General features: G+C 50.9%; 25 protein-coding genes. 2 read left to right on the top strand and 23 right to left on the bottom strand.

What is annotated here, in order from left to right; genetic code table 11:
• Positions 1-3: 3 nt before the first annotated feature.
• The 6 genes from tolR to ftsY all read right to left on the bottom strand — a co-directional run bounded on the left by tolR (position 4) and on the right by ftsY (position 4,772).
• Complete coding sequence (tolR, locus tag EOE65_RS01520) at positions 4-423, bottom strand: protein TolR (protein ID WP_127692526.1); 420 nt, start codon at positions 421-423, stop codon at positions 4-6.
• A gap of 5 nt (positions 424-428) precedes the next feature.
• On the bottom strand, positions 429-1,109 hold the full coding sequence (gene tolQ, locus EOE65_RS01515; protein ID WP_127693134.1) for a protein TolQ: 681 nt from the start codon (positions 1,107-1,109) through the stop codon (positions 429-431).
• 264 nt (positions 1,110-1,373) lie between these two features.
• The gene (locus EOE65_RS01510; RefSeq protein WP_127692525.1) at positions 1,374-1,763 is read right to left on the bottom strand and encodes a TraR/DksA family transcriptional regulator; all 390 of its coding nucleotides are present in this window, start codon (positions 1,761-1,763) and stop codon (positions 1,374-1,376) included.
• A gap of 105 nt (positions 1,764-1,868) precedes the next feature.
• Positions 1,869-2,882: a Holliday junction branch migration DNA helicase RuvB gene (gene ruvB, locus EOE65_RS01505; protein WP_127692524.1), complete on the bottom strand. Its 1,014-nt coding sequence runs from the start codon at positions 2,880-2,882 to the stop codon at positions 1,869-1,871.
• Between the two features lie 3 nt (positions 2,883-2,885).
• Positions 2,886-3,521, bottom strand: coding sequence for a Holliday junction branch migration protein RuvA (ruvA, locus tag EOE65_RS01500; RefSeq protein WP_127692523.1), 636 nt, complete (start codon positions 3,519-3,521; stop codon positions 2,886-2,888).
• Positions 3,522-3,587: 66 nt separating this feature from the next.
• The gene (ftsY, locus tag EOE65_RS01495; RefSeq protein ID WP_127692522.1) at positions 3,588-4,772 is read right to left on the bottom strand and encodes a signal recognition particle-docking protein FtsY; all 1,185 of its coding nucleotides are present in this window, start codon (positions 4,770-4,772) and stop codon (positions 3,588-3,590) included.
• 137 nt (positions 4,773-4,909) lie between these two features.
• Here ftsY and EOE65_RS01490 point away from each other — a divergent pair, with 137 nt between their 5' ends.
• The gene (locus EOE65_RS01490; RefSeq protein WP_127692521.1) at positions 4,910-6,493 is read left to right on the top strand and encodes a cation:proton antiporter family protein; all 1,584 of its coding nucleotides are present in this window, start codon (positions 4,910-4,912) and stop codon (positions 6,491-6,493) included.
• A 121-nt stretch (positions 6,494-6,614) separates the two neighbouring features.
• Here EOE65_RS01490 and prpF read toward each other — a convergent pair whose 3' ends face one another.
• The 6 genes from prpF to EOE65_RS01460 all read right to left on the bottom strand — a co-directional run bounded on the left by prpF (position 6,615) and on the right by EOE65_RS01460 (position 14,406).
• Complete coding sequence (gene prpF, locus EOE65_RS01485) at positions 6,615-7,793, bottom strand: 2-methylaconitate cis-trans isomerase PrpF (protein WP_127692520.1); 1,179 nt, start codon at positions 7,791-7,793, stop codon at positions 6,615-6,617.
• A 142-nt stretch (positions 7,794-7,935) separates the two neighbouring features.
• The gene (gene acnD, locus EOE65_RS01480; RefSeq protein WP_127692519.1) at positions 7,936-10,542 is read right to left on the bottom strand and encodes a Fe/S-dependent 2-methylisocitrate dehydratase AcnD; all 2,607 of its coding nucleotides are present in this window, start codon (positions 10,540-10,542) and stop codon (positions 7,936-7,938) included.
• A gap of 73 nt (positions 10,543-10,615) precedes the next feature.
• Positions 10,616-11,746, bottom strand: a complete 1,131-nt coding sequence (gene prpC, locus EOE65_RS01475; RefSeq protein WP_127692518.1) for a bifunctional 2-methylcitrate synthase/citrate synthase — start codon at positions 11,744-11,746, stop codon at positions 10,616-10,618.
• Positions 11,747-11,820: 74 nt separating this feature from the next.
• The gene (prpB, locus tag EOE65_RS01470; RefSeq protein ID WP_127692517.1) at positions 11,821-12,711 is read right to left on the bottom strand and encodes a methylisocitrate lyase; all 891 of its coding nucleotides are present in this window, start codon (positions 12,709-12,711) and stop codon (positions 11,821-11,823) included.
• The gene (locus tag EOE65_RS01465; protein WP_127692516.1) at positions 12,704-13,396 is read right to left on the bottom strand and encodes a GntR family transcriptional regulator; all 693 of its coding nucleotides are present in this window, start codon (positions 13,394-13,396) and stop codon (positions 12,704-12,706) included. Before EOE65_RS01465 ends, prpB begins: the two co-directional genes overlap by 8 nt.
• 134 nt (positions 13,397-13,530) lie before the next feature.
• The gene (locus tag EOE65_RS01460) at positions 13,531-14,406 is read right to left on the bottom strand and encodes an alpha/beta fold hydrolase (RefSeq protein ID WP_127692515.1); all 876 of its coding nucleotides are present in this window, start codon (positions 14,404-14,406) and stop codon (positions 13,531-13,533) included.
• A gap of 129 nt (positions 14,407-14,535) precedes the next feature.
• Between EOE65_RS01460 and pabB the strand changes: the two genes are divergently transcribed.
• Positions 14,536-15,909, top strand: a complete 1,374-nt coding sequence (gene pabB, locus EOE65_RS01455) for an aminodeoxychorismate synthase component I (protein ID WP_127692514.1) — start codon at positions 14,536-14,538, stop codon at positions 15,907-15,909.
• Here pabB and EOE65_RS01450 read toward each other — a convergent pair.
• The 11 genes from EOE65_RS01450 to EOE65_RS01400 form a co-directional block, all read right to left on the bottom strand.
• Positions 15,906-16,868: a tRNA dihydrouridine synthase gene (locus EOE65_RS01450; RefSeq protein ID WP_240656893.1), complete on the bottom strand. Its 963-nt coding sequence runs from the start codon at positions 16,866-16,868 to the stop codon at positions 15,906-15,908. The two genes, pabB and EOE65_RS01450, sit on opposite strands and share 4 nt — an antisense overlap.
• A 61-nt stretch (positions 16,869-16,929) precedes the next feature.
• Positions 16,930-17,481: a peptide deformylase gene (locus EOE65_RS01445; protein WP_127692513.1), complete on the bottom strand. Its 552-nt coding sequence runs from the start codon at positions 17,479-17,481 to the stop codon at positions 16,930-16,932.
• A gap of 100 nt (positions 17,482-17,581) precedes the next feature.
• Complete coding sequence (locus EOE65_RS01440) at positions 17,582-18,799, bottom strand: O-succinylhomoserine sulfhydrylase (RefSeq protein WP_127692512.1); 1,218 nt, start codon at positions 18,797-18,799, stop codon at positions 17,582-17,584.
• A 13-nt stretch (positions 18,800-18,812) separates the two neighbouring features.
• Positions 18,813-20,339, bottom strand: coding sequence for an amidophosphoribosyltransferase (purF, locus tag EOE65_RS01435; protein WP_127692511.1), 1,527 nt, complete (start codon positions 20,337-20,339; stop codon positions 18,813-18,815).
• A gap of 63 nt (positions 20,340-20,402) precedes the next feature.
• Positions 20,403-20,897, bottom strand: a complete 495-nt coding sequence (locus EOE65_RS01430; protein ID WP_127693132.1) for a CvpA family protein — start codon at positions 20,895-20,897, stop codon at positions 20,403-20,405.
• A gap of 60 nt (positions 20,898-20,957) precedes the next feature.
• On the bottom strand, positions 20,958-21,518 hold the full coding sequence (locus EOE65_RS01425) for an SPOR domain-containing protein (protein ID WP_240656892.1): 561 nt from the start codon (positions 21,516-21,518) through the stop codon (positions 20,958-20,960).
• A gap of 4 nt (positions 21,519-21,522) precedes the next feature.
• Positions 21,523-22,794 carry a bifunctional tetrahydrofolate synthase/dihydrofolate synthase gene (gene folC, locus EOE65_RS01420; protein ID WP_127692509.1) on the bottom strand — a complete coding sequence of 424 codons (1,272 nt, stop codon included), beginning with the start codon at positions 22,792-22,794 and terminating at the stop codon, positions 21,523-21,525.
• A 53-nt stretch (positions 22,795-22,847) separates the two neighbouring features.
• Positions 22,848-23,819 carry an acetyl-CoA carboxylase, carboxyltransferase subunit beta gene (accD, locus tag EOE65_RS01415; protein ID WP_127692508.1) on the bottom strand — a complete coding sequence of 324 codons (972 nt, stop codon included), beginning with the start codon at positions 23,817-23,819 and terminating at the stop codon, positions 22,848-22,850.
• Positions 23,820-23,851: 32 nt separating this feature from the next.
• Complete coding sequence (gene trpA, locus EOE65_RS01410; protein WP_127692507.1) at positions 23,852-24,655, bottom strand: tryptophan synthase subunit alpha; 804 nt, start codon at positions 24,653-24,655, stop codon at positions 23,852-23,854.
• A gap of 17 nt (positions 24,656-24,672) precedes the next feature.
• Positions 24,673-25,884, bottom strand: a complete 1,212-nt coding sequence (gene trpB / locus EOE65_RS01405; protein ID WP_420846519.1) for a tryptophan synthase subunit beta — start codon at positions 25,882-25,884, stop codon at positions 24,673-24,675.
• The gene (locus EOE65_RS01400; RefSeq protein ID WP_127692505.1) at positions 25,877-26,503 is read right to left on the bottom strand and encodes a phosphoribosylanthranilate isomerase; all 627 of its coding nucleotides are present in this window, start codon (positions 26,501-26,503) and stop codon (positions 25,877-25,879) included. Before EOE65_RS01400 ends, trpB begins: the two co-directional genes overlap by 8 nt.
• Positions 26,504-26,520: the final 17 nt, after the last annotated feature.

The raw sequence follows: 26,520 nt of genomic DNA, 5'->3' as shown, positions 1-26,520 counted from the left end.
GCCCTACTCGGTTACCAAGCCTAAAGACTCAGCACCAGCCCCTTTCAGTAGCGACATGAGCTGAATAACTCGGTCATAACTGACCTCTTTGTCACCACGCACCAACAGCAACTGCTTTGGATTACCTGCCAGCACTTTCTGGATCCGCTGCTCAAGTTCAGATTCAGCCACCGGCTCAAGAGGATCATCAGAGCCGATATCAATGTAAAACAGCCCCTCTTTATCAACGGTGACAACGATGGGTTCTTGGTTTTCAGTATCAACAGGTTCCGCAGACGCTTTGGGCAACTTAACATCAACGCCCTGAGTTAACATGGGTGCAGTGATCATAAAGATGACCAGTAGCACCATCATGACATCGATATAAGGAACAACATTGATATCTGCGTTGAGCTTACGCTTCTTCTTTTGCCGACGAATCATCTGGACTAACCTGGCGAGTGAATACGGCGATGCAGAATACTAGAGAACTCATCCGCGAACGTTTCGTAGTTGTTCATCAACCACTCAGTGCGAGCTGAGAAACGGTTATAGGCGATAACAGCCGGAATCGCGGCAAACAGGCCGATCGCTGTTGCAATCAGTGCCTCAGATATGCCCGGCGCAACAGATGCAAGCGTGGCTTGATGGACATTCGCAAGACCACGGAAGGAGTTCATAATCCCCCAGACGGTGCCGAACAAACCGATATAGGGGCTCGTCGAACCTACGGTTGCCAGAAACGGCAGGTGAGTTTCTAGCTTCTCCTCTTCGCGCGCCAATGCAACACGCATACTACGTTGCACACCATCCATCACGGCATCTGGATCAACATTCTTTTGCTGTGTTAAGCGCGTAAACTCTTTGATCCCTGCCACAAAAATGCTCTCGGCGCCTGATAACGTTCGCCCAGAGTCGTTGATATCGCGGTAGAGCTGGCCTAAATCCACACCAGACCAAAAGGTCTCTTCGAAACTGCGCAAAGCACTGCGCGCTTTCCGGTATACAGCAAACCGCTGAAAGATCATTACCCAAGAGATGAAAGAAGCTAATACCAAGATCAGCATAACGGCTTGTACAACGATGCTGGCGTTAAGTACCAAGCTCCAGATAGATAGGTCTTCGCCCACTTGTGGTTCTCCGAGATCAATCAGTAAACCCGTCAATTTGTGGTTTACCTAAAAATTTGGACATGCGACAAAGCAGGGAATACATTTGACGCCATCGTGAGATAACTGACACTGCAAAAAGTTCAGATCATAGATAGCGTAAGACGTTGCTGCGCTCGCTAGAGCGAGCACAATAGCAGGGATCTAGCAGGATAAAAAGGGCCACTTCCGCGGTAACTACAGGTTTTTAAACACCTTCTCAATGTCGTTAGATGGCCTGTTTCGCTACAACGACGAGACCTTCGCAACAGGATAATCACTCTCCAATTGCGCTTGGCAAGATAAGCAACGGGGCGACACCGGATTAGCCGCTAAACGGTTGAGCTCTACCTCCTCACCGCAGTCAACACAGATGCCATAGGTACCGTTTTCAAGTCTGGACAATGCCGCTTGGCACTCCCGAACCTCTTTTAGGTGTCGCGAGACATGGGCAAGATTTATGCCGGTTTCAAGGTCGGCAGCGGCCTCCTCGCCGTGATCATGCACTGATTGCCCCCAGTGCGCTGTGCGGGCATCAACCAGCTCGCTGCCGATTTCATCACGCAAGCTAGATAGCAATGACAGAATTTCAGCCTTAACTGCTTGTTTCTTCTGCGGGGTAAGTTTAATCGACATGACCTGACACTCGTGGTTGTGTTTTGAGTCATGCTAGACCGCCAATGGTGGGAGGGCTATGACAAACATCAGCGTCTCCCATCAATTCAGCGAATAGATCAATGTTTATTGATCTTTATCAGGCGCTGGTAAGCCAAAGTGCGTATATGCATGGTCTGTTACCACTCGCCCACGAGGGGTGCGCATAATAAAGCCTTGCTGTATTAGATAAGGCTCCAATACATCTTCGATGGTATCCCGCTCCTCACTGATGGCCGCCGAAAGGTTATCGATGCCAACTGGGCCGCCTCCGAACTTCTCTATCATGGCCAGCAGTAAACGGCGGTCCATATGATCGAAGCCGCGCACATCCACATTCAACATGTTGAGCGCCTTATCAGCGACCTCTTCAGTGATGTTACCATCGCCTTTTACCTCAGCATAATCTCGAGCACGGCGCAGCAGCCGGTTGGCGATCCTTGGCGTGCCACGGCTACGCTTAGCCACTTCACGCGCGCCAGTAGGTTCAATACTAGTGCCAGATAAACGCGCGGAGCGGATGACGATATCGGTAAGATCATCCACATTGTAAAACTCTAACCGCTGCACAATACCGAAACGATCTCTCAGTGGTGAGGTGAGTGAGCCTGCGCGCGTTGTCGCACCCACCAGCGTAAACGGGGGAAGGTCGAGTTTGATTGATCGCGCGGCAGGGCCCTCACCGATCATAATATCGAGCTGATAATCCTCCATCGCTGGATACAGCACCTCCTCAACATTCGGGCTTAAGCGATGGATTTCGTCGATAAACAGGATATCGCCTGCTTCAAGATTCGTGAGCAGTGCGGCTAAATCACCTGCTTTCTCAAGGGTTGGGCCTGAGGTGGTTTTGATGTCGCCTTCCATCTCATTGGCGATGATATTGGCCAGTGTTGTCTTACCAAGACCGGGGGGACCAAAGATTAATGTGTGATCAAGCGCTTCTCGGCGCGCTCTAGCAGCATGGATAAAGATCTCCATCTGCTCTTTAACGCTATCTTGACCCGTGTAATCCGCTAACGTCTTAGGGCGAATGGCGCGGTCTTGTTGCTCTTCAACCGGAGACGCCGCTGGGGCCACAAAACGATCTTGCTCTATCATCTATCAACCTGCCAACATCGCTTTTAATGCTGCTCGAATCAGCGCTTCGCTATCGCGCGCATCACCTAACTCACGCTCGGCACTCGCCACCGCTTTGCTTGCCTGCGCAGGTTTATAGCCCAGTGCAAGCAACGCGCTTTCTGCATCCTCACGCGCTTGCTTTTGATCATCTTGTGAAACAGGTAACGATTCACCAGAAAGCTGAAAATCTAGTGGATCTTCTGTCAACTCTTCCGCTGCTTGCAACTTGTCACGCAGCTCAACAATTAAGCGCTCCGCCGTTTTCTTGCCAACCCCCGGAATACGGGTCAGCGCGACGACGTCTTCTCTTTGCATACAGCTGGCCAGCTCCGAGGGCGTCATTCCAGAGAGGATCGCGAGCGCCATCTTCGGGCCAACGCCATTGACTTTAACTAGCAGGCGAAAAACAGAGCGCTCATATTTATCGGCAAAACCGTACAACAGCTGAGCGTCTTCACGAACGATAAATTGAGTGTAGATGGTGACTGGCGCACCTACGGGGGGTAGCTTGAAAAAGGTGCTCATGGAAACTTCGACTTCATAGCCCACCCCGTGAACGTCTACAACGAGTTGGGGTGGAGCTTTTTCTACAAGCTCCCCTTTTATGCGACTAATCAACAGACCACCTCATTCATGCTTAAGAAGATATGTATAAATATACAGCACAAATGAGGCGATACCTAATTAATTAGTCTCTTCATCGAACAGCGCCTCAACAAACTCCTGCGCTTGGAACGGCCGAAGGTCATCAACCTGCTCCCCCACGCCGATGAAGCGGATCGGCAAACCTAACTGTTTTGCGATAGCGAAGATGATGCCGCCTTTTGCTGTGCCGTCTAGCTTGGTTAGGGTGATCCCCGTGACGCCGACTGCATCGCCAAAAATCTTGGCCTGGCTCATCGCGTTCTGGCCCGTACCCGCGTCGAGTACCAGCATGACCTCGTGAGGCGCACTTGCGTCGATTTTACGCATCACGCGCACAACCTTCTCTAGTTCTTGCATCAGGTGGTCTTTGTTCTGCAAACGCCCCGCGGTATCTGCGATTAACACATCAACTTGCTTCGATTTAGCTGAGTTCAGTGCATCGAAAAGGACAGAGGCCGAGTCGGCACCGGTATGCTGGGCCACAACTGGCACGTTATTGCGTTCGCCCCAAACTTGCAGCTGCTCAACTGCTGCGGCACGGAACGTGTCACCTGCAGCCAGCATGACCGACTTACCTTCGCGCTGGAAACGCTTAGTTAATTTGCCAATCGTCGTGGTCTTACCAACACCATTAACACCCACCATCAAAATTACATATGGCGTGTGAGCCGTATCAATCTCAAGCGGCTGCTCCACGTTGTAAAGCAGCTCAGCTAATTCAGCCTTGAGCGCTTGGTGCAACGCTTGCGCATCAGCTAGCTGGTTGCGCTCAACTTTATCGGTTAAGCGCGAAACGATCTCGGTTGTTGCTTCAACACCCACGTCAGCGGTCAGCAACAAGGTTTCAATATCTTCGAGCAGTTCTTCATCAATCTCTTTCTTGCCTAAAAAGAGGTTACCCAACTGCTCTGTTAAATTGGCTTTAGTGCGCGTTAGACCCGCCTTTATACGCGCAAACATCCCCTTTTTGGGCGCTTCCGGCTCAGGCTCCGCAGTTGGTTGCGCAGGCGCTTCCACAACCTCGGGCTCTGCTGCAGGTTCTGACGATTCTAGCTCTTTGGCAACGCTAACCTCAGGGGCCGTGTCATCTTGAGCGGGGGCAGGCTCTGCTACAGGTTCTGCAACTGAGGCAGCTTGCTCAGCTTCTTGGGGAGCCTGTTCCGGTTGCGACACATCTTTTTGCGCATCATCGGAGGAGAAAATAGACTTGAGCTTCTTAAACATTCAGAACCCTAATACATTGTTTTGCATTATTTTATTAATGATCGCATGAAATAATATTCACGCCTATGCTTACAAACGCGATATCTTACCATAGTGTGTAACCCAACCAACCTGATGATGCCGAATCAATAATACAAATGGACTTTATCTGGATTTTATTTGCTTTCGTTTGTGGTTTGCTTGTTAAGCTGATCGCTCTACCACCATTAATAGGTTTCCTGATTGCAGGCTTCCTACTGCACTTTATTGGCGTAACGCCAGAAGCAAGCTTAGAAACCCTTGCTGACCTCGGCATTACTTTGATGCTCTTTACAATCGGCCTCAAGCTACATGTCAAAGACCTACTGAAAACCGAAGTCTGGGCCAGTACCCTATCTCATATGGGGCTTTGGACGCTGATATTTGGCTCAATTGCCATGATGGCGGCAACGCTCGCGGTGCCCTATTTCAGCGGCCTAGATCTGGTGACATCGGCTATTGTCGCGTTTGCACTGAGCTTTAGTAGCACCGTATGCATTATTAAACTGCTCGAAGAGAGCGGTGAGATGAAAACACGTCATGGGCAAATAGCGATCGGCGTGCTGGTGATGCAAGATATTGCGGCGGTTATTTTTCTCGCTTTCGCAACCGGAAAAGTCCCGTCCATCTGGGCGCTAGGTTTGTTTGGTCTGTTCCTCCTACGCCCATTCCTTGAAGCACTACTGAGCCGCACCGGCCACGGGGAGATGCTTCCTCTGTCCGGGTTCTTCCTAGCCCTTGGGGGTTATGAGCTGTTCTCTTTGGTGGGCGTAAAAGGCGATTTAGGCGCACTGATCTTTGGCGTATTACTCAGCAGCCACCCTAAAGCGACTGAGTTGAGTAAATCGCTAATGAGCTTTAAAGATATTTTCCTTATCGGCTTCTTTCTCTCCATCGGTTTCACCGCCCTGCCCACATGGTCGATGCTAGGCACAGCAGCACTTATTTGCGGCCTGATTCTGCTGAAGTTTGTTATGTTCTTCTTCATCTTTACACGGCTAAAACTGAGGGGGCGTACCGCCTTTCTCTCCTCGTTAGCTCTCAGTAATTTTAGCGAGTTTGGTCTCATTGTTGCCGCACTGAGTGTCGACTCCGGCTGGTTAGCGAAAGAGTGGCTAGTTATTCTGGCGCTCGCGGTATCCCTATCCTTTGTTTTAACGAGCGTGTTATACCGCTCGGCGCATACTCTTTACAAGTCAAATAGCCGCACAATTAAACGCTATGAACTACCAGTGCGCCTTAAGGAAGACATTTTTGTCCACCCCCCGAACGCAGATATTTTAGTTATCGGGCTAGGACGTGTGGGTAAGGGTGCCTTCAAAGCACTGCAAAACATGGTTGACCAGCGCGTTGCTGGCATGGATGCCAGCCGCCAACGCATTGTCGACTATCGCGCCAAAGGGATGAATGTATTTTTTGGCGATGGTGAAGATGCCGATCTTTGGGAAGCTCTCGACACCACTGATATCAAGCTTGTGCTATTAGCGCTACCGGCTATTGATGACTGCCGCAACATCACCCATCAGTTGCGGGACTCTGGCTATAACGGGCAAATTGCCGCAATCGCGCGCTACGCCGATGATCGCCAACGGCTACTCGATGCAGGTATCGATAATGTGTTTAACTTCTATGCTGAGGCAGGCCTTGGTTTTGCTGAGGAGAGTTTACTGCTCATCGGTGAAAAACCCCACTCACACGGATAAGCTCAGCATAAAAAACCCCGCCAGATGGCGGGGTGAAAAGAAGTAGCAATAGATTCTTCCTGATAGGTAGTTGAATCTACCACATCCCTACTTCGAACCTTCTAAGAGGGTAGACAGGTCGTTAAAATGTATCGCCGGGAATGCGAACATTACCTTCCATAATGACGCGCGCACTGCGGCTCATCACAGCTTTCTTAGCCGTCCAGTCGCCGTTAACTTCTTCAGCAGCAGCACCAACACGCAATGTGCCAGAAGGATGACCAAAGGTTACCGCTTCACGCTCACCACCACCGGCAGCTAGATTAACCAGCGTGCCAGGTACCGCAGCTGCCGTGGCGATGGCAACCGATGCAGTACCCATCATTGCATGGTGCAGTTTGCCCATAGACAATGCGCGCACACAGACATCGATATCGCCGGCCGAAATTTGCTTACCGCTAGACGCTTCGTAGTCAGTAGCAGGCGCAACAAACGCAATTTTTGGTGTGTGTTGGCGTGCTGCAGCTTCAGAGATATCGCTGATCAGCCCCATCTGAACGGCACCGTGCGCGCGCATCGTTTCGAAACGCGCTAACTCATCGGCATTCCCATTAATATCTTTCTGTAACTCAGTGCCTTTGTAGCCGATATCTTCAGCATTCACGAAGATCGTCGGGATGCCTGCATTGATGAATGTCGCTTTAAAGGTCCCAACGCCCGGTACTTCCAGATCATCAACGAGATTTCCTGTTGGGAACATGGAGCCTTCACCATCAGCAGGATCCATAAACTCAATGACCACTTCCGCCGCAGGGAAGGTCACGCCATCCAACTCAAAGTCACCGGTTTCCTGTACTTCACCGTTGGTGATTGGCACATGGGCAATGATGGTTTTCTTAATGTTTTTCTGCCAGATACGCACCGTGCAGATGCCGTTTTCTGGAATACGTGACGGGTCAACCAAACCACCGCTGATCGCAAAGGCACCAACCGCTGCTGTCAGGTTGCCGCAGTTACCGGACCAATCTACAAAAGCTTTATTAATCGCAACCTGACCGAACAGATAATCAACATCATGATCAGGCTCTGAGCTTTTATCTAAGATCACCGTTTTCGAAGTACTAGATGTTGCGCCACCCATACCGTCGATCTGTTGACCATAAGGATCTGGACTACCAATCACACGTAGTAAAATTTTATCGCGCGCCTCACCCGGCTGCTGCGCAGCTTCAGGTAGGTCTTGGCGACGAAAGAAAACCCCTTTACTGGTTCCACCACGAATGTAAGTTGCTGGAATTTTTATCTGTGGTACGTGTGACATTTTATTCACCCTGTATTGCTCGTGCAGTGCTTCGAAACCCTGCACACGATTCAGAACATACTTAACGAGAACCTCTTAGTGGTTATCCCAAAAGAGGTTCTGAGTAAGCATCTTCAATGCTTAAACTTAGCAGGCTCTGCGATTACGCAGCACCTTCTAAGAAATCTTTGGCGAAGCGCTGCAACACGCCACCTGCTTTGTACACATGTACTTCAGCAGCAGTATCAAGACGGCAAGTAACCGGTACTTCAACGCGCTCACCGTTGGCACGGTTGATGATCAATGTTAGATCTGCGCGCGGCGCCAGCTCACCCTCGATATCGAACGTTTCAGTGCCGTCGATACCGTAAGTGTGGCGGGTATCGCCCTCTTTAAACTGCACAGGCAGTACACCCATACCCACCAAGTTAGTGCGGTGGATACGCTCGAAGCCTTCCGCCACGATGGTCTCAACACCCGCCAGGCGAACACCTTTCGCCGCCCAGTCACGGGATGAGCCCTGACCGTAGTCAGCACCGGCAACGATGATCAGGTTCTGCTTACGCTCCATGTAGGTTTCAATCGCTTCCCACATGCGGCTTTCAGTACCTTCCGGCTCGATACGCGCCAGCGAGCCCTGCTTGATTTCACCGTTTTCATCACGGCACATTTCGTTCAACAGTTTCGGGTTAGCGAACGTTGCACGCTGTGCTGTCAGGTGGTCACCACGGTGTGTCGCGTAAGAGTTGAAGTCTTCTTCTGGAAGACCCATTTTCGCGCAGTATTCGCCGGCTGCAGAGCTTGCCTGAATCGCGTTAGATGGCGACAGGTGGTCTGTCGTGATGTTGTCACCCAGTACCGCCAGTGGGCGCATACCTTTCATGGTACGTTCACCCGCTAGAGCACCTTCCCAGTATGGAGGACGACGGATGTAGGTAGACATTGGACGCCAGTCGTACAGCGGGCTTTCAGCGCGCTCTACGTCACCCAGATCGAACATTGGGATGTAGATCTGGTTGAACTGCTCAGGCTTAACCGCCTTCGCTACGATTGCATCAATCTCTTCGTCCGATGGCCACAGGTCTTTCAGGGTGATCTCTTTACCATCAACAACCGCCAACACATCTTGCTCAATATCAAAACGCACCGTACCCGCAATCGCGTATGCAACAACGAGAGGTGGTGAAGCAAGAAATGCCTGTTTAGCATGCGGGTGAATACGGCCATCGAAGTTACGGTTACCAGACAGTACCGCAGTCGCGTACAGGTCACGCTCAACCACTTCTTTCTCGATCACAGGATCCAGCGCACCGGACATACCGTTACACGTCGTACATGCGTACGCAACGATACCGAAGCCTAGTTTTTCAAGTTCTGGCAGAAGACCTGCTTCTTCCAAGTACAGCTTCGCAACTTTAGAACCCGGCGCAAAAGACGTTTTAACCCAAGGCTTACGAACCAAGCCCAGCTCGTTGGCTTTCTTAGCTACAAGACCAGCCGCTACAACGTTACGTGGGTTAGATGTATTAGTACAAGACGTGATCGCAGCGATAATAACTGCGCCATCTGGCATCAGGCCTTGCTCTTCTTCAGCTTTCGCAGCAGCCAACATCTCATCGCTTGCAATACCACGCTCATTCAGCGCAGTCGTTGGCAAGCGACGGTGTGGGTTAGAAGGACCCGCCATGTTACGAACAACAGTAGATAGATCAAACTCAAGTACGCGCTCGTACTCGACGTTCTCCAGATCATCTGCCCAAAGACCGGTTAGTTTCGCGTACTGCTCAACTAGTTCAACTTGCTCTGGCTCACGGCCTGTCAGCTTCAGGTAATCGATTGTCTGTTCGTCGATGTAGAACATACCCGCTGATGCGCCGTATTCAGGCGTCATGTTGGATAGCGTCGCACGGTCACCGATAGAGAGGGTCGCAGCACCTGGGCCGAAGAACTCAAGGTAAGAAGAAACGACTTTCTCGTTACGTAGGAACTCAGTCATCGCCAAAGCGATATCGGTTGCAGTGATGCCAGGCTGGCGTTCGCCAACAATTTTCACACCTACAATATCAGGTAGGCGCATCATAGATGGCAAGCCAAGCATAACGGTTTCAGCTTCTAGGCCACCTACACCAATCGCGATAACACCGAGTGCATCAACGTGCGGAGTGTGGGAGTCAGTACCTACACAGGTGTCTGGGTACGCAACACCGTCACGCGCCTGAATCACTGGAGACATCTTCTCCAAGTTGATTTGGTGCATGATGCCGTTACCGGCCGGGATCACGTCAACATTATCAAATGCCGTTTTACACCAGTCGATGAAATGGAAGCGGTCATCGTTACGGCGATCTTCAATCGCACGGTTCTTCTCGAACGCGTCTGGATCAAAACCTGGCGCTTCTACAGCCAGAGAGTGGTCAACGATCAGCTGTGTAGGCACAACTGGGTTTACCTTGGATGGATCACCGCCTTGATCGGCAATTGCATCACGTAAACCTGCCAGGTCAACCAATGCCGTTTGGCCAAGGATATCATGACATACCACACGCGCAGGATACCAAGGGAAATCCAACGTGCGTTTTGTTTCGATCAATTGCTTTAGCGAATCTGTCAGCGCTTCAGGCTCACAGCGGCGTACAAGCTGCTCAGCGAGTACGCGTGAAGTGTACGGTAACTTGTCGTAGGAACCAGGCTGGATATCTTCGATCGCTTGACGCGTATCGTAATAGTCCAGCTGAGTACCTGGTAAAGGTTTGCGATAGTTAGTATTCATGCCACAACCTGTCCAGTTTTATAGTATTCAAAATCAAAACAGCGACTGGTTTGCAGTCGCTGTTGTAAACGTTTTATGCGCGATCTGCGATATCAACCCACTCAGCCGTTTCTGGGCCGGTGTAGTCTGCAGAAGGACGAATGATGCGGTTATTCGCACGCTGCTCCATGACGTGAGCGGTCCAGCCAGCTACGCGTGAACATACGAAGATTGGCGTAAACAACTTCGTTGGAATACCCATGAAGTTGTATGCCGATGCGTGGAAGAAGTCAGCGTTACAGAACAGTTTCTTCTCGCGCCACATAACGGCTTCAACACGCTCAGAAACGGCGTATAGGTGCTTATCACCTACCTGCTCAGACAGTTTTGCTGACCACTCTTTGATAATCGCGTTACGTGGGTCAGACTCACGGTAGATCGCATGACCAAAGCCCATGATCTTGTCTTTGCGTGCCAACATACCCATGATCGCTTCTTCAGCTTCATCCGCAGACTTCCACTGCTCAATCATGTCCATCGCCGCTTCGTTTGCACCACCGTGCAAAGGACCACGAAGAGAACCGATCGCGCCTGTTACACAGCTGTGGATATCAGACAACGTAGATGCACAAACACGCGCCGTGAATGTTGATGCGTTAAACTCGTGCTCAGCGTAAAGAATAAGAGACGCGTGCATTACTTGAACATGCAGAGGCTCTGGCTTTTTGTCATGCAGTGTCCATAAGAACTGCTCTGCGATAGAGTCAGCATCGGTTTCAACGTTGACACGAACACCCTTGTGGCTGAAGTTGTACCAGTAGTTGATCAAGCCTGGGAATACCGCCAACATGCGATCGATATGGTCGTTCTGCTCAGAGAAGTCTTGTTCAGTCTCAAGGTTACCTAGCATTGAGCAGCCGGTACGCATCACGTCCATTGGGTGCGCATCTGCTGGAATTTGTTCAAGAACGGTTTTCAGTGCCTCTGGCAGTGCACGCATACCTTTCAGCTTCGCTTTGTATGCATCCAACTCTGCTTGGTTAGGTAGTTTTCCGTAAAGCAGAAGGTACGCCACCTCTTCAAACTGCGCCTTATCAGCCAGCTCTTTGATGTCGTAACCGCGGTACGTAAGACCCGCGCCAGTTTTACCTACCGTACACAGCGCTGTTTCACCTGCTGATTGTCCGCGTAGACCTGCGCCACCTAGTTTCTTTGGCTCTGCCATACTGTTATCTCCTTCTTCTGCTGCAGAAGGCTTTCACCTCCTGCATTACTTATTATTTGACTAACGAGAAACGACTACTTGTTCTTACCTTCAGCAAACAATGCATCTAGCTTTTGCTCAAAGTCGTGGTAGTTAAGGAAGTCGTAAAGATCCATACGTGTTTGCATCGTATCGACAACAGCTTTCTGATCACCATCACGTAGAATCGCTTCAAATACATTCAACGCTGCTAGGTTAGCTGCACGGAAAGCAGACAGCGGGTACAGCACCATCGTTGCGCCGTTCTCTGCTAGCTCTTCTTTATTGAACAATGGCGTTGCACCGAACTCAGTAATGTTCGCCAATAGGTGTGCACCGTTGATACCGTTAGAGAACGCTTTGTAGTCATCTAACGTGTGAACCGCTTCAGCAAAGATGCCATCAGCACCCGCTTCAAGACACGCTTGCGCACGCTCAACTGCTGCGTTAAGACCTTCCATTTGGAATGCGTCGGTACGGGCGATAATGAAGAAATCATCATCTGTTTTCGCGTCAACGGCTGCTTTCACACGATCAACCATCTCTTCTAGCGTGACGATCTCTTTGTTTGGACGGTGACCACAACGCTTTTGTGCGACCTGATCTTCGATATGGCAGCCGGCTGCGCCGAACTTCGTCATCTCTTTAACGGTACGAGCGATGTTGAACGCACCACCCCAACCCGTATCGATATCAACGATAAGCGGCGTTTCAACAGCGCTTGTGATGCGAGCAACGTCAGCTAGCACGTCATTCATTGATGTCATGCCAAGATCCGGCAGACCGTAAGAGTGGTTTGCGACACCACCACCAGACAGGTAGATAGCCTTATGGCCAACACGCTCCGCCATCATGGCGTGATAAGCGTTCGTTGTACCAACGATTTGAAGTGGTTTTGTCTCTTCTAGCGCTTTGCGGAAACGACCGCCTGCAGTCAATTTAGCCATGTTTACCCTCTCTGTGTGGTGCTACGTCTAATTTCGCTTCAATGTTCTTTCTTGCAGCACTGATATGACGACGCATCAGCATCTCTGCTAGCTCAGGATCACGAGCTTCGATCGCATCCACAATCTGGCGATGCTCTTTAAGTGCGCGCTTGGGCCGAGAACTTGAAACACTAAATTGGTAACGGTACATGCGTACCAAGTGATAAAGGTCGCTGCCCAGTAGCTCAAGTAACTTCTCGTTCTTGCTGCCCTGAACAATACGGTAGTGAAAATCCAGATCGCCCTCTTTTTGGAAGTAGGAGCGGCCATCCAACTGTTCGACACTGCGCTCATGCTCGTCGAGCAAGGTGCGTAACGCATCGATCTCTTGCTCGGTCATAAACTCAGCAGCCATACGACACGCCATGCCTTCAAGTGCTTCACGCACTCGGTAGATCTCGATGAGTTCCTTGATACTAAGTTTGACGACACGCGCGCCCACATGGGGTTTGCGTTCAATCAACCGTAGTCCCTCTAGGCGGCGCATCGCTTCGCGAAGCGGCCCCCGGCTAATGCCGTAGGTACGTGCCAATTCGGGCTCGCTGATCTTTTGGCCGGGCGGAATATCACCAACGACGATGGCAGTGACAATTTGCTCACAAACCTTATCTGCAAGTGTTCGGCTTTCTATTGGACTTTCACTCATAACCTTAACGAACCTCTTTCAAGATTGTCGACAATCTTGAGTTAAACAAACCATACAGCTGATAAAATAGCGCGTCAACAAAGCAAAGGTATAAAGTTGTCTACACTATACAAAAGTTTAAGGGTATATACGGATCAGTTTTTGCTGGCCACCTCACGATACCGAAGCACCTCTTGGTCCATCACTTTTGCCACCTGTCGGGGCTTTTGAAATGGCAAAGAGTGATCCGTCCCCGGCACCAAAAAGTAGTGCCAATTGGGCAACCCTTCAGCTATATCACGATGATATTGGTGCATCGGCTCAACACTTAACCCACCAATAAAGCTACTGACATCTCCTTGAGCCGCGACTAGCGCTTCTCTGTTGATGTGGTGAATCGCTTGCGATACGCAATCAAGCGCGTTGGCGAAACCCTCAGGGCGCAGCGCTAAACGCGAGATAGCCAGCTCCTCAGCTTGCGCCGCCGTTTTGCGATTTGGAGAGATCGTATCAAGGAAGTTACGAATGCCCTCTCGGCTGCTCGGGGTACGCAACAGCTCCGCGGTTTGGGCATATCGTTGGCGTAGCGTGACCGTCTCTTGCCAGCTCGGTCTATCAAGCAGTGCAGGCTCGAGTAAAAACTGCTTCGCCACCCGGTCCGAGCGCTGTTGCTTGAATAGCATCGCAACCATCCCTCCCAACGAATAGCCGCCTAGATCAAACGACCACCAACTAAGATGATCGGCTAACGCTGATAGGTCAGCCACCAAAGTATCCGCCGTAAACGCCACCTCAGCGCCGTCTGGTGAAACCGTCTCACCCATCCCGCGCAGATCTGGCACAAGAATCTCTTGCCATTGATCTAAGCAGTTGATGAGCGCCCCCCACGTGTCGACACCCGCCACACCCGCACCATGCAGCAAAACCAAGCGCTGGCCGTTAGTTTGCGTTGGATGGCGGTAGAGATGATAGCTAATGACTTGATCAGGCAAGCGAAGCGTTCGCTTCTCTGCGGTGTAACGTGACCTCATGGATCGAAGTTCCTTATTAGATTGTCGACACATTATTATACGTTGATTCACGAGCAAAGGTCTGGACTCGCTTAACGCCGCAAGGATGCGTAAAATGCGCCTCTTTATAGATCAAAGGTCTTAGGTGACGTGCGCAAGTTTTCGATCGCTTACTCTGTAACGACTACCGAATATTTTGAGAGGCTTCGCCCCTTGGGTGGTGCCATCTTGCTCGATAGCGGCAAACCTTCTAGTGAGCGAGGCCGCTTTGATATCCTCGTTGCGGCCCCGATGGCTTCCCTAGTCTATTCACGCGGTAAGCTGCGTGGCGTGAACCTACCGGTCGACTGGAAACAGGATGAGCCACCTTTTCAACTGTTAGAGCGCTGCTATACAAAGCTACAGCAGACCTTGGATACGTTGGGTGAACTCCCCTTTGGCGCCGGATTTGTCGGCCATTTCAGTTATGACCTTGGCCGCACTGTTGAATCGTTGCCTAGCCACGCCTTAGACGACAACCTCCTTCCTGAGATGCAGATTGGGTTGTACGGCTGGTCTGTTGTGATTGACCATGAGGCGTCACAAGCATGGCTACTGGTTAGCGACCTTGTATCACCCAATGATGTGGCGATGCTAAAGCAGCAAGTGGCAACGGCAACGACAACCGAGCGGCACGCTTTTACTCTAACCCAGCCCTTTAAAAGCAATGTGTCTGAGGCCGAGTACCACCAGAAGCTTGCCGCAATTGACGAATACATCCGCGCGGGCGATTGTTATCAAGTTAACTTTGCTCAGCGCCATACTGCAAGTTTCGAGGGCGATCCTTGGGAGGCGTACAAAGCGCTGCGAGAAAAAGCACCAACCCACTACGCAGCATATTTTGATACGGAACACGGAGCAGTGCTTTCACTGTCACCTGAGCGCTTCTTGACCGTCAACAAACAGCAACAGGTTATCACTCAACCGATTAAGGGCACCCGGCCGCGCGATCCAGATCCACAGCAAGACCAAGCGATGATCGACGATCTCACCTCAGCCGAGAAAGACCGCGCAGAGAATGTCATGATTGTCGACCTACTACGCAACGACATCAGTAAAAGCTGCGCGCTGAATAGTGTCAAAGTGCCGAAGTTATTTGCCGTAGAGAGCTACCGTAATGTCCATCATCTTGTCAGTACCGTAACGGGCACGTTAGCTGAGGGAAAAACGCCTGTTGCCTTGCTCGAAGGCGCCTTTCCAGGCGGCTCGATTACAGGCGCGCCGAAAATTCGCGCCATGGAGATCATCGACGAGCTAGAGCCCCATCGCCGCGCCATCTATTGCGGCAGTATTGGCTATATCAGCTTGTCAGGAGAGATGGATACCAGTATCACGATCCGCACCTTGCTGGCCGAGAACAACACCATCCATTGCTGGGGCGGGGGCGGAATCGTTGCGGATTCCAACTCACACGCCGAGTATCAAGAGACGTACGATAAGGTCAATAATTTGCTCAAAACACTGGAAGGCCTAAGCGAGCGCTAGGCCTCTAACTGCTCAACCAAATAGTTGCGTAGTAACGTTAAATCTTTAATCACTTTGATCTCAGCAAACAGCGCCTCAGCCTCCTCACGCTGTGGGCGCATCATATTGATCCACTGTTTGATACGGCCGTGTACATAACGCGCTGGAAGCTTCGCCTCAACATGATCAAAGTAGCGCAGCAACAGCTTGAGTACTTCGTGCCACGCCGCAGCGGTGGCTTGTTCGCCAATGCGATCCGCTTTAATCATCAGTCCGAGTTCCGGTCTGGCGATAAGACCTCGACCAATCATGACATCCTCGCATCCGCTGATATCACGACAGCGCCGATAGTCATCGCAGGTCCACACTTCGCCATTTGCCACAATGGGCAAGTTCACCTGCTCTTTAATACGTGCAATCCACTCCCAGTGTGCCGGTGGCTTGTATCCTTCGACTTTTGTTCGCGCATGAATAGCTAACCCATTCGCACCGGCCTCTTCGATAGCTACCGCATTTTCAAAAGCCAGAGTTTTGTCTTTGTTACCTAAGCGCATCTTTGCAGTGACTGGCACCTTATCGGGCACCGCTGCGCGAACGGTTTTGACAATATCATGAATCAAGTTTGGCTCATCTAACAGTACGGCCCCACCGCGAGACTTGTTCACCGTTTTAGAAGGGCAGCCAAAATTGAGATCGACGCTAGGAGCACCCATCCGCGCAGCGCGAATCGCATTCATCGCAAGTGCCTCAGGATCGCTGCCGAGCAACTGCACAGCTACCGGAATCGCTGCGGATGTCCGCCCACCTTCGTAAAGCTCCGGCGCGTGCTTTAAAAACTCTTTTCGCGGCAACAACTGCTCTGTCACGCGGATAAATTCGGTCACGCACAGGTCAACGCCGCCAAGCTCAGTTACAAGCTTACGCATGGTGTAATCAACCACACCTTCCATCGGTGCCAGAATGATTTTACCTTGGTCCACGATTAACTCTCTTTACTGGATCTGTTCAGAGGGAAGCTGTGAAGACACTCGCATGGCCGCATTAGCCAACCATATAAGCGATCATGTCACGTACTTGTGCTAACCGAGTAGGGTTCGCCGCGTATACCGACTCAACCGATGCAACTGTCGTTGTATCCGCGACTTTATCCAAAAAGAAGATGCCATCTAAATGATCAATTTCATGCTGAGCGAGTGCGGCAGCATCGCCAGATAATCTGAGCTGCTGCGGGTGCCCTACCACATCGGTGTAATCCACCCATACCTGTGCAGCTCGCTCAACCACACCACGCAACTGATAGAAGCTGAAGCACTCCTCATAAGAGTCGATCGTGTCTTCAGACGCCCACGAGATAGCCGGGTTCACTAAAGTCACAAACTGCCCTTCAATGCGTAACACAATAAGGCGCTTACTCAATCCAACTTGAGGTGCTGCTATGGCGTTCCCATTTTCTGGCGAGATCGCTTGAATACCGTCGAGGATGTTTTGCATCTCGGTGATAGCGTCATTGATTTCGACTGACGATAACTCATCTTGGGTAACGGCAAGCGCCGTCTCCCGCAGAACAGATTCACCTAATTGTTTAACTCGCATAAATACAGAGACTCCCACTACTTATTGGAACGCCCAAAAACAAAGCGACCGGCTCATCTAAGATAAGCCGGCCAACTTGAGTTCGATAGTAAAACGTGGACTAAAGCGCCGCTAGCCCCAGCGCCATATCGGCTTGGATATCTTCAAGCGCTTCGATACCCACGGAAAGACGGATTAAATTGTCTTTAATGCCCGCTTGCGCACGTGCTTCAACCGACATACGCCCATGAGTTGTTGTCGCAGGATGCGTGATGGTTGTTTTAACATCGCCCAGATTGCCCGTGATCGACACCATTTTTGTCGCATCGATAAAGCGCCAAGCCGCCTCTTTCCCACCGGCAACTTCAAACGCTAGCACACCACCAAACCCTGATTGCTGACGCTTAGCAAGCGCGTGCTGCGGGTGGTCTGCCAAACCTGAATAGTGAACTTTTTCGATTCCAGGCTGCGCCTTTAACCAACTAGCCATCGCCAGCGCGTTGCTCGCGTGGGCTTCCATACGAATCTTGAGAGTTTCCAGACCCTTCTGGAATGTCCATGCGTTGAAGGGGCTCATACAAGCACCACCGGTGCGGATAAACCCAAACACCTCTTCCATCAACTTGTCGCTGCCGAGGCACACACCACCAACACAACGACCTTGGCCATCTAAATACTTGGTGGCTGAGTGGATTACGATATCAGCACCTAATGCCAGCGGCTGCTGGAAAATAGGCGTCAGAAAGCAGTTGTCCACTGCGAGCAACGCATCATGGTTGTGAGCAAGCTCGGCCACCGCTTCGATATCTGTCAGTTCAGCCAGCGGATTAGATGGTGTTTCTAAGAACAGTAAACGCGTATTTGGCTGGATTGCAGCCTTCCAAGCACTCAGGTCTTTGGGATCAACAAACGTTGTCGCGATACCCGCGCGACTAAGGTACTTCTCAAACAGAGAGACTGTTGAGCCGAAAACACTGCGTGAGCAAACAACATGATCGCCCTGCTGAAGCAACGACAAGCCAATGCTCAAGATGGCAGCCATACCAGACGATGTCGCAACGGCACGCTCAGCGCCTTCTAATGCTGCGATACGTCGCTCAAAAGCATTAACTGTCGGGTTAGTAAAACGCGAATAGATATTGCCCGGCTCATCACCGCCAAAACGCGCAGCCGCTTCGGCTGCACTTGAGTAGACAAAGCTCGAGGTCGGAAAAATTGGATCGCTATGCTCACCCTCTGTCGTGCGTAACTGCCCTGCACGCACAGCGAGGGTTGCTAGCTCCGCATCCTCGCTCGTGAACTGAATCCGCTCTTGATGTTCAAAATTAGGCTTTGTCATTAACCATGCCGCCTTACTGTATTTTGTTGTGGAGATCAGCGGGGGCGCCATCTTCCGTATCTGCTGAATCTGGCGTTAGCTTGGCTGCATCATTACGTTTCTGGTCTAGACGCGCCAAGTAATCCGCATCGATATCACCAGTTACGTAATACCCATCGAACACTGACGAGTCAAAGTCAGCAAAGCGGTGATTCACACAGCTATTCACCGTTTCTTTCAGGTCTTCAAGATCTTGATAGAGCATCCAATCCGCGCCAATCGCTTCACCAATCTCGTCTTCAGTACGATTATGAGCAATAAACTCTTCTGGCGATGGCATATCAATACCATATACATTCGGATAGCGCACTGGTGGCGCAGCAGACGCAAAGTACACTTTGCGCGCACCCGCATCACGCGCCATTTGGACGATCTGCTTAGATGTTGTGCCGCGCACGATAGAATCATCGACCAACATGACCACCTTATCTTTAAACTCCATCTCGATAGGATTGAGTTTGCGGCGCACGGATTTCTTACGCTGGGTCTGCCCCGGCATAATAAAAGTACGACCAATATAGCGATTCTTGATAAAGCCTTCACGGAACGTAACGTTCAGGTGTTTAGCCATCTCTAGCGCTGATGTACGGCTGGTATCTGGAATCGGAATGATCACATCGATATCGTGCTCAGGGCGCTCTTTCATGACTTTTTCCGCCAGCTTGATACCCATCTGCATGCGCGCTGTATGAACATTCACATCATCAATGATGGAGTCAGGGCGAGCCAAGTAGACATACTCGAACAAGCATGGCGCAAGCTTGGTGTTTTCAGCACACTGACGCGTGAACACGTTACCTTCCATATCGATGAAGATCGCTTCGCCCGGTTCAATGTCGCGTACTAGGCTAAAGCCGGAAATATCTAGCGCCACGCTTTCAGATGCCACCATGCACTCCTCGCCTGCTGGCGTAGAGCGTGTGCCATATACCAACGGGCGAATACCATTGGGATCTCGAAATGCGAGCACGCCATAGCCTGTGATCACAGCTACAACCGCGTAACCACCTTTAACACGTTTGTGTACAGCAGAAACAGCCGCAAAAATATCATCAGGCTCAGGCTTCAGTTTGCCCTGCGCTTGTAGCTCATGCGCGAAAACGTTGAGCAACACTTCAGAGTCAGATGTTGTATTAATGTGGCGCAGGTCAGCACGGAACATCTCATCTGCGAGATCTTCAGCATTCGTTAGGTTGCCGTTATGTGCTAGGGCAATACCATAAGGCGAGTTAACATAAAAAGGTTGCGCTTCCGCTGCACTGGAGCTGCCCGCGGTCGGATAACGCACATGACCGATACCCACGTTTCCGGTTAAGCGCTTCATATGACGCGTGCGAAACACTTCGTTAACTAAGCCGTTGTCCTTACGTAAGAAGAAACGATTCCCTTCACACGTCACCATACCAGCAGCGTCCTGCCCACGATGCTGAAGTACGGTCAACGCATCAAAAATAGTCTGGTTAACATAGGATTTGGCCACTAGGCCGACGATACCGCACATGTTGAACTACCTCGAAGGATCTTAAAAACGTTTAAACAACAAGAATATCTAACAACTGCTCAGCTAACGCCCAGCCTGCCAGATCATCTGGCCAATTTCTGTCGCAACTTGCCGGGTCCAACTTTCCATCAAAGCGAAGTGAGGGATAAGTTGGGAGTCCTGCCACCATTGATCACGCACCGCAGGTGTTTCACCGAGCAAGGCAACAATCACAACCACAATCAAACCACCTCGAATGACACCAAAACCCATTCCCAGCATACGATCAGTTCCACTTAGGCCGGTGGCTTCCACCAGCACGCCGATAAGGTTACTAATCAGGGCACCACAAATAAGGGTTAAGATAAATAATAGGCCGAAGGCCGCGACAATTCGGAACGAAGGGGTTTGGATATAGTCGGTCAATACGACTGCAAGTGAATTGGTAAATAAACGCGCAACAATAAAAGCAGCCACCCAGGTTACCAGAGACAATGCCTCTTTAACGAAGCCGCGCCGGATACTAAACAATCCCGAGATTAAGACTATTGCTAAGATTGCCCAATCGGCCCAGTTCATTGTTGCCATCTACTCTTCTCAAATTGCGCGCATTTTAACAAAGGGTTAACAATAACCCAATCATTGGGTTGTGAATCGGATGATAATTCCTTCCAAGCCAAAATCACTTTGTAGTCTTGCTTGCAGTTGGGTCAAGCGCTCTTTATTAAAGTCGGGCCCGACATAGACTTTGTAAAGATCTGCACCTTGACGGGTATACACTTTATGGCCGTTGCCAACCAACTGCTTGCGCAGCGCTTTCGCGTTCCCTTCATCTTTAAAGCTTGCAAGCTGTAGTGTCCAAGCAACCGGAACACCTTGTTCATCAAGTGCTGGGGCGGGCTCATCTACAGTTGGCTTTTTCACAGGGCGCTTATCAGCTTCTGCAACGGGCTTAGCAGGCACCGCAGGCGCAGGATCAACCACACTGACAACGACCTCCTCTTGTGGGGGTGGGTAATCGCTGGTATCCGGTAACTCTTCCGACTGCGGCTCCAAAATTGCGACTTGCGGCATTGCCGGTGTTGCTGGGATACGACTTTCTAGTTGGCGCTCCCGATAGCCATCACCTTGCAGAAACAGCGGTAATAGCACTGCGAGCGTGATAGCGATAAGCGCAAAGCCCAATAGCCGCTTTTTCATTGTGCTATCCATTTGCTTCCCCCTCAATCAGTCGGTAAGCATCCGCTACAGTGAAGAAGGAGCCTACAACGAGTAGCTGCTCCTTATCAGAGGCAAGCTGCTTAATAGCATCGCCAACAGAGGCGTGCTGATAGACGGCCTGATCGGTACTAGCGGGTAGCATCGTCGCCAGCGACTCCGCAGTCTGGCCACGGGGTACATCGAGCGTAACCAGATGCCACTGCGACACAATAGGTGCAAGCGCCGCCATCACCGCCGTGCAATCTTTGTCAGCTAACATGCCTAAGACCACTTTGAACTGCTTACCTTCTAACCGTTTCGCCAAATAGCTCGCTGCCTGTGGGTTGTGAGCCACATCTAGCAAAAGTGGGCAGCCTCTATACGTTTGCGCATCTAACCGGCCTCGCACACGTGCATGAGCAAAGCCTTGACTCAAAGCCTCGTGCGATACCTCTACCCCCAGCAACAGCAGCGCTTGCATGACCGTCGCGGCGTTTTGTAGCGGCAGCTGAGGGACTGGCAACGACTCAATAGCAACTTCTTGGTGCTGGCTATCCAGCCCCTTAAATGACCACTGGCCCCCATCTTCATGAAGTTGATAGGAGAAATCATTACTTGCCTGAAACAGCTTTGCTCCCACCTCGTTAGCATGATGCGCAATCGATAGTGGTGGTTCGAGGTCACCGCAAACTGCAGGCCGACCTTCACGAAAGATACCCGCTTTTTCCCAGCCGATAACTTCACGATCATCGCCAAGCCAATCAACATGATCGACCCCAACCGTTGCAATCACAGCAACATCGGCATCCATGAGATTCACGACATCTAAACGGCCACCTAGGCCAACCTCTAACAAAGCGACATCGGGTTGCTCTTGAGCAACAATCCAAAGTGCAGCTAGGGTGCCAATCTCAAAATAGGATAGTGAAATCCCTACCTGCTCACGTGCCGCATCGATCGCACAAAAGGCAGCTACCAGTTGCGCATCACTGCACATCTCACCATCAATAACCACGCGCTCGTTATAAACTTCAAGGTGAGGAGAGGTATAACAAAGCGTTCGATAACCCGCAGCACGCAACACAGCGTCAAACATAGCGACGCTGGAGCCTTTACCGTTTGTACCACCCACCGTGACGATTTTCGTGCTGCCAAAATCGAGCGCCATGGCATCGAATACCGTTTGGCAACGCGTGAGTCCCATATCAATCGCAGAGGTATGGGCCTGCTCCATCCAAGAGAGCCACTGCTGAAGAGTGAAGGATGCTTTGTTCATCTTGCTGTTATTCACTTCCGATAAAAAGGCCGGAAAACCGGCCTTAAAAGTAGTTACTGCTTCGCTTCTTGTTGCTCGGGGTCGGTGTCAGGGGCGATCGCCTCAGCAACATCAGCGTCAACCACGCCCTCTGCTGTACCTTCAGTACTCACCTCTGCCACAACCGGCGCGGCAAACTGATGCATGAAAATAGCCAGTGCAGAGTACAAACGGTCACGTAGCTCAAGACGCGGCACAATCATATCCACTTGACCATGCTCCAACAGAAACTCAGAGCGCTGGAAACCTTCAGGTAGTTTTTCACGTACCGTTTGCTCGATAACACGAGGACCGGCAAAGCCAATCAATGCGCGCGGCTCAGCAACGTTTAAATCACCCAGCATCGCCAAACTTGCCGAAACACCACCATAAACAGGGTCCGTTAACACGGAAACGTAAGGCAAACCCGCCTCGCGCATTTTCTGTAGTGCAGCACTGGTCTTTGCCATCTGCATCAGTGAGAACAGAGCTTCTTGCATCCGGGCACCGCCTGATGCTGAAAAGCAGATCATCGGTACTTTTGTCGCCAGCGCCTCGTTGACAGCACGTACAAATCGCTCACCAACTACTGCGCCCATCGAACCACCCATAAACTGAAAGTCGAAAGCCACTGCGACAACAGGCATACCTTTTAAAGTACCTTTCATCGCAATCAGAGCGTCTTTTTCGCCTGTCGATTTCTGTGCTGCTGATAGACGATCCTTGTACTTTTTAGAGTCTTTAAATTTCAGGCGATCAACAGGCTCTACCTCAGTTGCCAACTCAGTAAAGGAGTCTTTATCAAGAAACGTCTCTAAACGCATACGCGCTGTTAGGCGCATGTGGTGACCACACTTAGTACACACGTTTAGATTTTTCTCTAGCTCTGGGCGATAAAGTACTGACTCACACTTCACGCACTTATGCCAGAGACCCTCTGGAACACTTGATTTGCGTGTTTCGGAGCGAACAAGCGATGGGACAATTTTGTCTAACCAGTTACTCATCTTTTATCTAAATCCAGTTTTAAATTATAAATTCATGCATCCATCGCAGAGCGCATCTGCGTCAGGATTGCTGATACATTCGTTTTAATCGCGTCTGGGTTTTCGGCATGCTCAGCTATCTGATTAACGAGCACACTGCCAACAATAACACCATCTGCAACTTCACCAACTGCCGCTGCAGACGCGCCATCACGGATACCAAAACCAACACCTACCGGCATGTCCGTGTGACGGCGAACAACTTCCAACTTGCGCGAGACCTCATCAACATCGAGCGCCGCTGACCCTGTGACACCTTTAACCGAAACATAATACACATAGCCTGAACCGTAACGACATACCGCTTCGATGCGCGACTCTTCCGTCGTTGGAGCCAATAGATAAATGACATCAATGGCATTGGCTTTCATGGCTGCAACAAACGCTTCAGACTCTTCTGGTGGCAGATCCACCGTCAGTACGCCGTCGACGCCTGCACGCGCAGCCTGCTCAGCGAAAGCTTCATAGCCCATCATCTCAACTGGATTCAGGTACCCCATGAGTACGACTGGCGTTTCATTGTTTGTCTCCCGAAACTGAGCAACCATCGCTAGCACATCAACAAGCCGCGTATTGTGTGCTAATGCACGTTCACACGCGAGCTGAATCACTGGGCCATCCGCCATCGGATCAGAAAAAGGAACCCCTAGTTCGATGATATCAGCACCTGCCTCAACCATCGCGTGCATCAGACCAACAGTAACACCGGGTTGAGGGTCACCAGCAGTAACATAAGGAATCAACGCCTTACGATTTTGCGACTTTAAGGATGTAAAACAAGCTTCAATTCGGTTCATCTGATACCTCTAATTCCTTAAAGTTCGATACCATCAATACCCGCAACGGTATGAATATCTTTATCACCACGGCCGGATAGATTAACCACCACAATCTGATCCGGTGACATCTCTTTAGCAACTTTAACAGCATGCGCAATCGCATGGCTGGATTCGAGTGCCGGCATAATGCCTTCAACACGGGTCAGCATACGGAAAGCCGCGAGCGCTTCATCATCATTGACAGCCACATACTCAGCACGACCACAGTCTTTCAACCAAGAGTGCTCAGGGCCAACACCGGGGTAGTCTAAACCGGCTGATACCGAATGCGTACCTTGAATCTGACCCGCATCGTCCGCCATTAAATACGTACGATTACCGTGCAAAACACCTGGGCGACCCGCACATAAGGGTGCAGCGTGATCACCGGTTTCCACACCATAACCGCCCGCTTCTACGCCGATCATACGGACCGACTCATCTGCAATAAACGGGTGGAACAAACCGATGGCATTAGAACCGCCACCCACACAAGCCACCAAAGCATCTGGTAAGCGGCCCTCTTGCGTTAAACACTGCTCACGCGCTTCGCGCCCGATAATGCACTGAAAGTCACGTACTAGCTTGGGATACGGGTGCGGCCCTGCCGCTGTGCCGATGATGTAGAACGTTGAATCAACATTTGTAACCCAGTCGCGCATCGCTTCATTCATGGCATCTTTCAGCGTCCGCGTGCCGGATTCAACGGCTACCACCTCGGCACCGAGTAGCTTCATGCGATACACATTAAGTGCTTGGCGCTTAACATCATCGATGCCCATGTAAACTTTACACTCTAGCCCAAGGCGCGCAGCGACCGTCGCCGATGCCACACCATGCTGGCCAGCACCTGTTTCTGCGATAATACGTGGTTTGCCCATATACTTCGCAAGCAACGCCTGACCAATCGTGTTATTGACCTTGTGCGCACCGGTATGGTTTAAGTCTTCGCGCTTTAAATAGATTTTAGCGCCGCCAACTTCGCGAGTAAGGCGCTCAGCAAAGTAAAGTGGTGAAGGCCTGCCAACGTAATGGGCAAGATCGCGATCAAACTCTTCCCGGAAGCTTGGATCATTTGCAACTTTTTCATACAGAGCTTCCAGTTCCTGAAGCGCCCCCATTAGTGTTTCAGAGACAAACCGGCCACCATACGGACCAAAATGGCCTCGCTCATCAGGGGCCTGCAACAAAGAGTCGATGTTATCTATTTTCGGCACGTGCTACCTCTTGGAAAAATCGCGCTAGTTTGTTGGGGTCTTTCACCCCTTTACTGGCTTCAACGCCGCCACTTACATCTACTGCGTAGGGCGCTACTTGTTTAATAGCCTGAGATATATTTTCAGGCGTCAGCCCACCGGCCAAAATAATGTTGTGGCGAAGCTCTAATGGAATCTCATCCCAATTGAAAGCCTCACCCGTGCCGCCTGGCACACCCGGCTTATAGGCATCTAATAGTAAGGCTCGCGCGCTTGAAAATGCTTCTGTCTCTGCAAGCAGATCCGCATTGGGGCGCATTCGAATAGCCTTGATATAAGGACGGTCAAAGGCGCCGCAAAACGCTGCCGATTCGTCGCCATGAAACTGCAACAGATCCACCTGCGTCTGCTCGGCTATCACCGCCACAGCGTCAGCTGATTCGTTAACAAAGAGTGCGGTAGTCGTGACGAAAGGCGGCAAACTCTCGATGATTTTCGCCGCTTGTGCAGGGGCAATGTAACGAGGACTCGGCTCATAAAACACAAAGCCTAACGCCGCCGCGCCCTCTCTCACTGCCACTTGAGCATCTTCTAAACGGGTGATACCACACACTTTGACCCGAACCGGCATACAGCAAGACCTACGTA

It is taken from the genome of Neptunomonas marina (assembly GCF_004005935.1).
GTDB lineage: Bacteria > Pseudomonadota > Gammaproteobacteria > Pseudomonadales > Balneatricaceae > Neptunomonas > Neptunomonas marina.
The sequence above is the reverse complement of the archived record's forward strand: the minus strand, read 5'-3'. Positions and strand labels throughout refer to the sequence as shown.